Here is an 11,937-nt window from a genome sequence, read left to right as displayed (position 1 = left end):
CGCCGATGGTAGTGTGGGGTTTCCCCATGTGAGAGTAGGTCATCGTCAAGATTAAATTCCGAAACCCCTATCTGCGTATGCAGGTAGGGGTTTTGTTTTGCCTGCAGGAAAGTTCGTACAGCACTACCGGGCAGGTCCCCGCTGTCACCGTCTCCCGACAATGCTAAGGTTCGGCCCTAGCATTTGTATTTTCCAAGGAAGCCTTTATGCCGGACGCGACGTCCCTCAGTGCTGGTTTTATGGTGGTTCACGGCAACCGCCTGGACGAGTTGCGCAGCCTGGTGGTTAGCTGGATGCGGCGTTACCCGCTGGCTCCTCTGGAGAATGAAATCGCGCTGGTGCAGAGTAACGGCATTGCACAATGGCTCAAACTGGCACTGGCCGAAGACGCTGAAGAGGATGACATGGGGGGTTGCGGAATCGCCGCAGCTATCGACGTACAGTTGCCTGGTAGCTTCATGTGGCAGCTCTATCGCATGGTCCTGGGACGTGACGAGATCCCGGCCAAGTCGTTGCTCGACAAAGCCCCGCTGACCTGGCGTCTGATGCGCCTGCTTCCGCAGCTGATCAATCAGCCGCACTTTGAGCCCTTGCAGCGTTTCCTTACCAATGACAGTGATCTGCGCAAACGCTATCAGCTCGCTGAGCGGTTGGCGGATCTGTTCGACCAGTATCAGGTGTATCGGGCCGACTGGCTCGAAGACTGGGCGGAAGGTCGTCACCAGTTACGCAACGGAAGAGGTGAGGCCAAATCGCTGCAGCCAGCGAATTGCTGGCAAGCAGAATTGTGGCGTGCGCTGTTACTGGATGTCGGTGAAGAGGGTATGGCGCAAAGCCGCGCTGGCGTCCATCAACGTTTTATCGAACGTATCAAAAGCCTCGAAGTAGCTCCCCGTGGATTGCCCTCCCGCGTGATCGTGTTCGGGATTTCCTCTCTGCCTGCTCAAGCCCTGGAAGCGCTGGCCGGGCTGGCTCGATTCAGCCAGGTTCTGCTGTGTGTGCATAACCCGTGTCGTCATCACTGGGCGGACATCGTTGCCGATAAAGACCTGTTGCGGCATCAATACAAACGACAGGCCCGCAAAAGCGGTATGCCGGTTGTACTCGACCCGCAGACCCTTCATCAGCACGCTCATCCATTGCTCGCTGCATGGGGCAAGCAGGGGCGCGACTATATCAACCTGCTCGACAGCTACGACGATCCGAACAGCTATCGCTCGGCGTTTCGCGACGGTCGCATCGACTTGTTCAGCGACAGCGTGCCACTGAACATGCTCAATCAGTTGCAGGATGACATCCTTGAATTACGGCCACTGAGCGAGACTCGCGAGCGTTGGCCAGCCGTAGATCCGCAGAAGGATCAATCGATCCGCTTTCTCGTCGCCCACAGTGCCCAGCGTGAAGTCGAGATCCTTCACGATCAGTTGCTTGCGCGCTTCAGCGCCGATCCACAATTGCGTCCCCGCGATGTGATTGTGATGGTCCCGGACATCGACAGCTATGCACCGCATATTCGGGCGGTGTTTGGTCAACTCGAACGTCACGACCCGCGCTTCATCCCCTTCACCCTGGCTGACCAGGGGCAGCGGGGACGTGACCCATTACTGATCGCCGTGGAGCATCTGCTCAAGCTGCCCGACAGTCGTTTCCCCGTCAGCGAAATCCTCGATTTGCTGGACGTTCCGGCCCTACGTGCCCGCTTTGGTGTCGAGGAGCGTGACCTGCCGACCCTGCACCGCTGGATCGAAGGCGCCGGCATTCGCTGGGGGATGAATGCCGAACAACGTGCAGGCCTGGGTTTGCCCCAGGCGCTGGAACAAAACAGTTGGCGTTTTGGCCTGCGACGCATGTTGCTTGGTTATGCAGTTGGCAGTACCGGCGCTTGTGGTGGAATCGAGCCTTACGACGAGATCGGCGGGCTGGATGCTGCGCTCATCGGCCCGTTGGTTGCGCTGCTGGATGCATTGGAGGTCGCACATCGGGAGCTCACGCGGCCGGCATCGCCCCAACAATGGAGCGTGCGCCTGCAGGCATTGGTGTCGCTGTTCTTCCAGGCCAGCAACGAACATGACGACTTCCTGCTGACTCAACTGGAAGATTTGCGGGAGACCTGGCTTGAGAATTGTGAGTCGGTAGATCTGCAAGACGAACTACCGCTGACCGTCGTCCGTGAAGCCTGGCTTGCGGGTCTCGATCAGGGGCGTTTGTCCCAACGTTTTCTCGCCGGTGCGGTGAACTTCTGCACCTTGATGCCGATGCGGGCGATTCCCTTCAAGCTGGTGTGCCTGCTGGGAATGAACGATGGCGACTACCCGCGTGCGCAACCGCCGCTGGACTTCGACCTCATGGGCAGTGACTACCGCCCCGGCGATCGCTCACGACGTGAAGATGATCGCTACTTGTTACTGGAAGCCCTGTTGTCGGCACGAGACCAGCTATACATCAGCTGGGTCGGCCGTAGCATACGCGACAACAGTGAGCGCCCTGCGTCGGTGTTGATCGGTCAGCTCCGTGACCATCTGGCCAGTGGCTGGCGATTGAACGAAACCGACGAAGACTTGCTTGAGGCCATCACTCAGGAACATCCACTGCAACCTTTCAGCGCCCGTTACTTCCATGAAGGCGATCACCTGTTCAGCTACGCCAATGAATGGCAGGTGCTTCACCAGGCAACTCAACAAGCGACGGATAGCCAGATCCTGGATCCCCACGTACAGGAGGAACCGCTGAGTCTCGGTCAACTCCAGGATTTCCTGCGCAACCCGGTACGGCATTTTTTCAGTCAGCGGTTGAAGGTGTTTTTCGAGGCCGCCGAAGTGCCATTGGCGGACGAAGAACCCTTTGTACTCGATGCCCTTCAACGCTATAGCCTCAGCGACAGTTTGCTCGGAGCGGCGCTGGCTGATGCGCAAAACACTGACCAGGCGCTCGAGGCGCAAGCACGGCGCCTGCAAAACAGTGGTCTCTTACCCATGGCCGGATTTGGCGAATGTCTGCAGCGAGAGCTCATCGAGCCGTTGCCAGATCTGCTGAAGCGCTATCAGCAGCTTTTGACTCTGTGGCCAACGCCATTGGCCAGTGCGCTACCGGTGAGCCTGGAGGTGCATGGGTTGCGACTTGAAGGCTGGCTCAGTGGCCTGCATCAACGGACCGATGCTGGTTTGCTGTCCATCACCACGATTCCCAACAGCATCGGATCGATCAAGTCGCGCAAATGGCATCGTCTGACTCGGCCCTGGGTCAATCATCTGGTCGCTTGTGCCAGCGATCTGGCGATGACCACAGCGTTGGTGGCCAGTGACGACAGCCTGGTACTCGCGCCAATGGAGGCGGATTACGCCCGACGAATTCTGGGTGATCTGTTACTGGCCTGGCAATCGGGTATGCGCCAGCCATTGCCGATCGCGGTCAAGACTGCCTTCGCCTGGCTGGGTCAAACCGACCCGGTCAAGGCCGAAGCGGCTGCCCGCAAAGCTTATGAAGGCGATGGATTGACCACTGAGGGTGAGCGACGGGAAAGCGTGTCGCTGGCTCGCCAATTTGCCGATTACGACGCTTTGATCGCCGACGAGACATTTGTCGATTGGTGCAACGCGCTGTACCGACCATTGATTGAAGCGCCCTGGCGTTCGATGTCCAGCGAGGAGCCGCGCCCATGACCAGTAAAACACCTTTGGCGCTGGCATTCCCGCTACGCGGCAGTCAGCTCATTGAAGCCAGCGCCGGGACCGGCAAGACCTTCACCATTTCTGCACTGTACCTGCGCCTGGTTCTCGGCCATGGCGCAGAGGAGAGCGGCTTCGGGCGCGAGCTATTACCTCCGCAAATTCTTGTCGTGACCTTTACCGATGCCGCCACCAAGGAGCTGCGCGAGCGCATTCGCACCCGTCTGGCCGAAGCCGCCCGATTTTTCCGTGAGGAAACACCAGCACCTGACGGCCTGATCGCCGAACTGCGTCAACAGTATTTGCCCGAGCAATGGTCCGGCTGTGCCAATCGCCTGGACATTGCCGCTCAATGGATGGACGAAGCCGCCGTTTCGACAATCCACAGTTGGTGCCAGCGCATGTTGCGCGAACACGCCTTCGACAGTGGCAGCCTGTTTACCCAGACGCTGGAAACCGATCACAGCGATTTGCTTGGTGAAGTCCTGCGGGACTACTGGCGACTGTTTTGTTATCCGATGCAAGGCGATGCGCTGAACTGGGTGCGAAGCAATTGGGGTGGACCGGCGGCATTGTTGCCACGGGTTCGCGGATTGTTTGCCAGCGAGCGGGATAACGTTGAAGGCAAAGAGCCTGCCGAGTTGATCACGGAGTGTTTGCAGGAACGGCGTGCTGTGCTGCAGGAACTCAAGACGCCCTGGCGGCAGTGGTCGGATGAGTTGCTCGCCATCTGTCATGAGGGTGTCGCCAGCAAAAATGTCGACGGTCGCAAGATGCAGGTGCGTTACTTCGAACCGTGGTTCGAGAAGATCAAAGCCTGGGCCGAGGATGAAACCCTTGAGCAACTGGACATCGGCACTGGTTTCACACGCCTGACCCCCGACGGTATGGCTGAAGCCTGGAAGAAGGGCGATGTCCCCAACCATCCGGGCCTTGACGCAATGCCTGGTCTGAAAGCCTGTCTCGACGGCTTGCCGACGCCTGATGCTGCCGTTCTGCAACATGCCGCCCATTGGGTTGGCGCGCGCTTCGAGGAAGAAAAACGTCGTCGAGCAGAAATGGGCTTCGATGACATGTTGTTGCGCCTCGATGCAGCCCTGCAAGCCGAAGGCGGCGAACGTTTGGCAAGCTTGATCCGCGAGCAGTTTCCGGTGGCGCTGATCGACGAGTTCCAGGACACCGACCCGGTGCAGTACCGGATCTTCGAGAGCATCTATCGCATCGAGGATAATAATCCTGAAAGCGGCTTGTTCCTGATCGGCGACCCGAAGCAGGCGATCTATGCCTTTCGCGGTGCCGACATTTATACCTACCTCCGTGCCCGCCAGGCGACTGCTGGCCGCTTGCATACCCTGGGCACCAACTTTCGTTCGAGTCACGGCATGGTCAGTGCCGTGAACCATGTTTTCCAGCGCGCCGAGACTCGTGAGGCCGGACGCGGTGCCTTCCTGTTCCGTGAACGCAATGGCGATAACCCGGTACCGTTTTTGCCCGTCGAATCCCAGGGCCGCAAAGAGGTTCTGCGTATCGACGATCAAGTCGTGCCGGCGCTGAACATCTGGCATTTGTCTGCCGAGCAGCCGTTGTCCGGTGCGGTGTATCGGCAACAACTGGCCGCCGCGTGTGCCAGTGAAATCACTGCACTGCTCAACGGTGGGCAACAAGGCCGAGCGGGGTTCGTGCAGGACGGCAAGGATTTCCAAGGCCTGCTGCCAGCGGATATCGCGATCCTGGTCCGCGATGGCAAGGAAGCGCAGGCCGTGCGCGCCGAACTCTCTGCCCGTGGAGTGCGCAGTGTTTATCTGTCGGACAAGGATTCAGTGTTCGCCGCCCAGGAAGCTCATGACGTGCTGACCTGGCTCAAGGCCTGCGCTGAGCCGGATGTCGAGCGACCGCTGCGGGCCGCTTTGGCCTGCGTCACGCTGAACCTGTCGTTGGCGGAGCTGGAGCGGCTCAATCAGGATGAACTGGCCTGGGAAGCGCGGGTCATGCAGTTCCGCCATTATCGCGAGATCTGGCGCAAGCAAGGCGTGTTGCCTATGTTGCGATGCTTGCTGCATGACTTCCAGCTGCCCCAGGCATTGATTGCACGCAGCGATGGTGAACGGGTGTTGACCAACCTGTTGCATCTCTGCGAGTTACTGCAACAGGCATCCGCCGAGCTGGATGGCGAGCAGGCAGTGATCCGTCATTTGTCCGAGCATCTGGCCCTGTCCGGTCAGGCCGGCGAAGAGCAGATCCTGCGTCTGGAGAGTGATGAACAACTGGTCAAGGTCGTGACCATCCACAAGTCCAAGGGGCTTGAATATCCGTTGGTGTTCCTGCCGTTCATTTGCTCGGCGAAACCGGTGGATGGCAGCCGGTTGCCGCTGCATTACCACGACGCCATGGGCAAGTCCCAGGTGAGCTTGAACCCGACCTCCGAGTTGATTGCCCTGGCCGACAACGAACGACTGGCAGAAGATCTGCGCCTGCTATATGTGGCCCTGACCCGAGCGCAACATGCCTGCTGGCTGGGCGTGACGGACCTCAAGCGCGGTAATAACAACAGTTCGGTGCTGCACCTGTCGGCGTTCGGCTACCTGCTGGGAGGCGGTGCTGTTTTGGCCGAGTCAGCGGGTTTAAAGCGTTGGCTTGAAGACTTGCAGCAGGATTGCGCTGCACTGGGTTACGGCGAAATGCCTGAAGCCACTGTCGAGCACTATCATCCAGCGCAGAACGAAGCGGCATTGCGCGCACCGTTGATTCCAAAGCGCAAGGCCAGCGAAAACTGGTGGATCGCTTCTTACAGCGCCTTGCGCCTGAGCGATATTCTGAGCGTCGGCAGTGATGAGGCACCGGAAAGTCCGCAGGCGCAGAAACTCTTTGACGATGAGCGTCTCGATCCGCAAGCCCCCCTGGAGATGGCTACGGGTGGTGCCGATATCCATCGATTCCCCCGTGGCCCGAACCCGGGCACCTTTCTCCATGGTTTGCTCGAGTGGGCGGGTGACGAAGGTTTTACCGTCACGCCTCAAGACGTGGAGGATGCCATCGCCCGTCGCTGCAATCGTCGTGGTTGGGAGGGCTGGATAACCACGTTGAGCGGCTGGTTGCAGCATCTGCTCAAATCACCGTTACCTGTGGGTGCCGGGCAGACCCCGGTGATTGTCGAGCGGCTGACCCAATACCAGGTCGAGATGGAGTTCTGGTTCGCCAGCCATAAGGTCGATGTGCTCAAGCTCGATGCACTGGTGCGCCAACATACGCACAACGGGGTGGCGCGGGTGGCCGCCGAGCCGGTGCTGCTCAACGGCATGTTCAAGGGCTTCATCGATCTGACGTTCGAACACGATGGCCGCTATTACGTCGCTGACTACAAATCCAACTGGCTGGGCACTGATGACTCGGCCTACACCGAGCAGGCCATGGAACAGTCGATCCTCGACAACCGTTATGACTTGCAATACGTCTTGTACCTCCTGGCTCTGCATCGCCAACTCAAGGCCCGGCTGGCGGATTACGATTACGACCGGCATGTCGGTGGTGCGTTGTACCTGTTCCTGCGCGGCACGCGCGCTTCCAGTCACGGCGTTTACTTTGCCCGTCCGCCAAGAGCGCTGATCGAGCGACTGGACCGACTGTTTCAGGGCAAGGCGGAGCCGAAGGCCGAACCCGCGTGGGAACAGGGAGTATTACTATGAACCGCACCTTTGCTGATTTGCTGCCCACCTCGTTGGCAGCAGAAAGCCTGGCGGCCCTCACCCCATTAAGCCGCGCCGACGATCTGCTGCTGTTGCTGACGCGCTGGGTCGAGCGTGGCTGGTTGCGTGCGCTGGACAAGGCCTTCGTTGCCTTCCTTCATGAGTTGGCACCGGACGATGATCCATTGGTGCTACTGGCAGCGGCGTTGACCAGTCACCAGTTAGGCCATGGGCATGTCTGCCTGGATCTGTTCGAAACCTTGAAGGAACCGGACTTCGCCCTGTCGCTGCCACCGGAAGGCGATCTGCACAGCGGTGCAATGCTGCTGCCGTCACAGTTGCTCGAGAGCCTGGACGGCGCCCATTGGTGCAAGGTGCTAGCCTCGGGCAGCCTGGTTGCATTGGCGGCAGACGGCCGTGAGTCCGTGCAGCAGCGACCATTGGTGTTGTCGGGCAAACGCCTGTACTTGCGTCGCTACTGGGCGTACGAGCGGCGGATCGATAACTCGCTGCGTCATCGTCTGGCTGAATATGAAGCCACGCCAAGCGACTTGCCTCAACGCCTTACCGGTTTGTTCGGTGCGGCCAAGCCAGATGAGGTCATTGATTGGCAGAAACTTGCCTGTGCCCTGGCAACCCGCGGCGCTTTCAGCATCGTCACCGGTGGTCCCGGAACCGGCAAGACTACGACGGTCGTGCGCTTGCTGGCCTTGCTCCAGGCACCAGCGGTGGAGGCTGGCAAGCCGCTGCGCATTCGTCTGGCCGCACCGACCGGCAAAGCCGCGGCGCGATTGACCGAATCCATCAGTCAGCAAGTGCGAACGCTGAAAGTGACTGAAGACATTCGCAACAAGATCCCGTCGGATGTCACCACCGTTCACCGCTTGCTCGGCAGCCGTCCCGGAACGCGACATTTCCGGCACCATGCGGGCAATCGCTTGCCGCTGGACGTGTTGGTGGTGGACGAAGCCTCGATGATCGACCTGGAAATGATGGCCAACCTGCTGGATGCGCTGCCTCCCCACGCTCGTTTGGTGTTGCTGGGAGACAAGGATCAGCTGGCATCGGTGGAGGCCGGTGCGGTGCTTGGCGATTTGTGCCGCGATGCCGAGGCCGGCTGGTACAGCCCGCAGACATGCCAGTGGCTGGAATCGGTCAGTGGCGAAAGTCTGGCGCAGAGCGGTTTACAGGAAGACACCCAGGGCACTCATCCATTGGCCCAGCAAGTGGTGATGCTGCGCCACTCGCGACGGTTCGGTGAAGGCAGTGGAATCGGCCAGTTGGCCCGTTGGGTCAACCAGCAGCAGCCCGAAGAGGCGCGCAAGTTGCTGGCGGCTCGAAGCCACGACGACGTGTTTTTCCTGCCTCTCAAGAATGAACAGGATCGCGCACTGGAGCGCCTTCTGCTTGAAGGCCATGGCGAGGGGCCGCAGGGTTATCGACATTACTTGAGCCTGCTGCGAAACCAGCGGCCTGCGCTCGACACGCCACTGGATGATTCGCGCTGGATGGATTGGGCACGGCAAGTCTTGCAAGCCTTCGATACCTTCCAATTGTTGTGTGCGGTCCGCAAAGGGCCGTGGGGTGTGGAGGGGCTGAATCAGCGAGTGACCGAGGCGTTGCTCAAGGCCCGGCTGATCGACAGCGATCAGCAGTGGTATGAAGGACGACCCGTGCTGATGACGCGAAATGATTACGGCCTGGGGTTGATGAACGGCGATATCGGCATCGCGCTCAAACTTCCCGAACGTGATGGGCCTGAAGCGGGCAAGCAGGTGCTTCGAGTGGCATTCCCGCGCAATGACGGGCAGGGTGGGGTGCGTTTCGTTTTGCCGAGCAGGCTCAATGATGTCGAAACCGTTTATGCGATGACGGTGCATAAATCCCAGGGCTCGGAGTTTGCTCATACCGCATTGATCTTGCCGGATGCCTTGAACCCTGTACTCACCAAGGAGCTGATCTACACCGGGATTACCCGGGCCAAGAACTGGTTCACATTGATCGAACCGCGCGCCGGCGTATTCGAAGAAGCGGTGAGGCGCAAGGTCAAGCGCTTGAGCGGGTTGATGCTGGAACTGAAAGAGGGCGTTGATACACCGGATTGAAAGAGCCGGTTCCAGGCGACGGGATCTGTCCGAAGTACCATGGTGCACGGTCTCGCTGGTGCTCCAACGCTATGCTATCGTGCGGCATCATTTGGCTACGATCGAAGAGAATCCCTGCATGAAGGTGGCTGTCTGGACGACAGAGCGTGTCGTTGGCTGCAAACAAGCACTGCTCGCCAGCCTTCTCTGTTTATTGTCTGGCGTCGTCTGCGCTCAATCGCAAGCCCCGGTGAGCATGGCCGATCAACGTGCCGGGTCGGTCACTCAAGTGGTTCTCGGGATTCTCAGTTATGCCCGTTGGCCGGTTGAGCCGGCGCAACTTCGCCTGTGTGTGGTCGGCCCCACTGAATACACCGACGACCTGGTCAAAGGCACGACCCAGGAGACGGGGCGGCCCGTGACGGTGCAACGACTGTTGGCCGACAACCCGTCCATCGCCGGTGAGTGCGATGCGGTGTACATCGGCAAGCTGACCAGCGAAGAACGCAATCGGCTGTTTGCCTCGCTGACCGGGCGGCCTGTGTTGAGCATCAGTGAAAGCGACGATCCATGCACCGTAGGCAGTCTTTTCTGTCTGCGGGTCAGCGATGATCAGGTTTCATTCGAGGTCAACCTCGACTCCGTCACCCGTAGCGGTGTGCGCATTCATCCACGCGTGCTGCAACTGTCCCCGGAATGAAGCAAGAAAATATCCAATTGCGGGGGCTTGGCAGCAACGAGCCCGTGGCCTCCAACGACACGGCTTCCGGGCGCACCGAAAACCGCCGGGTCTCGATCGTCGTGAGCGCCGACTGATCCGGAATGTCAGTTCGTATTAACCATTTCAAGTTTCGGGCGTACGCGCCATTGCAGATACGCGGAAGGCGACCATTTTCCAGATGAAAAAAATAATTAAATTTCTTCGAAACCATTTCTGGAAAAAATGGCTTCGCAAGCACAAATGCAAGATGGCAGGTGGTGTGTCGTCCCTTGGCGCAAAAACCACACTGATACTCGAAGAGCATGTAGCGCTCGGCAATGTAGTCATCAATGCCAAACAGCTGAGTATTGGCGCACACACGTACATTCGAAGTGATTGCGTGCTATCGGCTGTTTCTTCAATAGGACGATTCTGTTCCATCGGCAGCAACTGCTACATCGGCCAGGATAAGAACACTCATCCTTCGGATTGGGTGAGTTCGCATCCCTTTCAGTTTACAAAGACATCGTTAACCTTCGAGCCGGAAATCGTAGATGTAACCATTGGCGATGATGTGTGGATCGGGCATGACGCGATGATCATGGAAGGGGTCACGGTGGGCACGGGAGCCATTATCGCCACGCGTGCCGTGGTGCTTCACGATGTTCCGCCCTATGCCATCGTCGCTGGGTTTCCGGCGAAAGTGATCAAGTATCGTCACCCTCCGGAACTCGCCTCGCAGTTGTTGAGCAGCAAGTGGTGGGAGTGCAATGTCGATTTTCTTCTGACCCAGCGCCTGGACGAACCCGAGGCCGCATTGCCTCAACTGATGGATGCTCGTGCCGACAATCTTGCGAACTACAAACAACTGGAAGTAAGCCGCAAAGGTTGTCGTGTCTTGCCCAACTGATCTCACCGGCTTGCGGACACTCAGTCCGTAAACCGCAGTTCCCGCGTCTGGCCCAGTAATAACGGGCCATTGAGCTCCGTCACCTCCCTGATGTAATCCCACAGCAGGGTAATCCGCTTGAGCTTGCGCAGGTCTTCGCGGCAGTACATCCAGAACTGGAAGGAAAGAAAGGTTAACCCAATGAATACGGGGGCTAACCGCCATGAACATCCTTGCCGAGCATCATCCTGTCACAAGCGCTGTCACAAGTTTTGCCATTCATCTGAGGCCGACTACCCGGCTCGCCAAGCTCTACCACTATCGACGCAACGGCATTTACTATCTGCGCCTCCGCGAAACCGGGAGCACCATTCGGACTGCTTCCGTTTCTCTCAAGACCACCGATAGACGAGCCGCTATGGACGCTTCACAACGACTTGCAGAGACCATCAAGGCATTCCATCTGGATCATCCCAAGGCGACCTTTAGTGAGCTGAAGGAGCATCTGCTGTGGATGGCTGAGAATCTGCTGTCTACCGCTCACGAGGTTCATTCGTTGCGTGATTGGGGCGACCTTTACGAAGACGTGAAGACGAATCTCGCTGAGATCGCTGCCACGATGCCGCTCAGTGTCGATCAACATGAGCATGTAGTGAACGCAAAGCAGATGATGATTGCTGCTCAGGCACGACTACAAGGCGACTCCGTACCTTTGGTGAAGATCATCCGGGATCTTGAGGGCGAATATATGAGTGCTGTGCAGGTGGAACGGATGGTTGAGGTTCTGGCAAAAGCTTGGGTAGTGAACGAGCCCCATGAAAGACAGGACACCGTTTCCCCCTTACGATAAGGGATAGGCAAACGGTTATGTTTATGACTAAAAGCAACGATAAGAGTGGAGAGCTTTTGGGCCAGG

At 58.5% G+C, this 11,937-nt stretch carries 6 protein-coding genes and 1 pseudogene; 6 read left to right on the top strand and 1 reads right to left on the bottom strand.

The genetic code is table 11. The features are described 5' to 3' along the window. Window positions 1–206: 206 nt before the first annotated feature. The 5 genes from recC to FFS64_RS30670 all read left to right on the top strand — a co-directional run bounded on the left by recC (window position 207) and on the right by FFS64_RS30670 (window position 11,042). Window positions 207–3,659: an exodeoxyribonuclease V subunit gamma gene (gene recC, locus FFS64_RS30690; RefSeq protein WP_137808393.1), complete on the top strand. Its 3,453-nt coding sequence runs from the start codon at window positions 207–209 to the stop codon at window positions 3,657–3,659. Continuing rightward, on the top strand, window positions 3,656–7,348 hold the full coding sequence (recB, locus tag FFS64_RS30685; protein ID WP_137808392.1) for an exodeoxyribonuclease V subunit beta: 3,693 nt from the start codon (window positions 3,656–3,658) through the stop codon (window positions 7,346–7,348). Before recC ends, recB begins: the two co-directional genes overlap by 4 nt. After that, the gene (recD, locus tag FFS64_RS30680; RefSeq protein WP_137808391.1) at window positions 7,345–9,453 is read left to right on the top strand and encodes an exodeoxyribonuclease V subunit alpha; all 2,109 of its coding nucleotides are present in this window, start codon (window positions 7,345–7,347) and stop codon (window positions 9,451–9,453) included. Before recB ends, recD begins: the two co-directional genes overlap by 4 nt. Before the next feature lie 118 nt (window positions 9,454–9,571). After that, entirely contained in the window at window positions 9,572–10,132 is a 561-nt protein-coding gene (locus tag FFS64_RS30675) for a YfiR family protein (RefSeq protein WP_137808390.1), read from the top strand. Between the two features lie 199 nt (window positions 10,133–10,331). Then, window positions 10,332–11,042: a CatB-related O-acetyltransferase gene (locus FFS64_RS30670; protein WP_137808389.1), complete on the top strand. Its 711-nt coding sequence runs from the start codon at window positions 10,332–10,334 to the stop codon at window positions 11,040–11,042. Between the two features lie 20 nt (window positions 11,043–11,062). Here FFS64_RS30670 and FFS64_RS30665 read toward each other — a convergent pair. After that, window positions 11,063–11,203 (bottom strand): annotated as a pseudogene (locus FFS64_RS30665) (LysR family transcriptional regulator); the annotation flags it as partial. Between the two features lie 41 nt (window positions 11,204–11,244). Here FFS64_RS30665 and FFS64_RS31440 point away from each other — a divergent pair. Then, window positions 11,245–11,871, top strand: a complete 627-nt coding sequence (locus FFS64_RS31440) for a hypothetical protein (protein WP_177498744.1) — start codon at window positions 11,245–11,247, stop codon at window positions 11,869–11,871. Window positions 11,872–11,937 lie beyond the last annotated feature (66 nt).

It is taken from the genome of Pseudomonas sp. G(2018), from assembly GCF_005502415.1.
GTDB lineage: Bacteria > Pseudomonadota > Gammaproteobacteria > Pseudomonadales > Pseudomonadaceae > Aquipseudomonas.
This window is presented reverse-complemented; position numbering and strand designations above follow the sequence as displayed.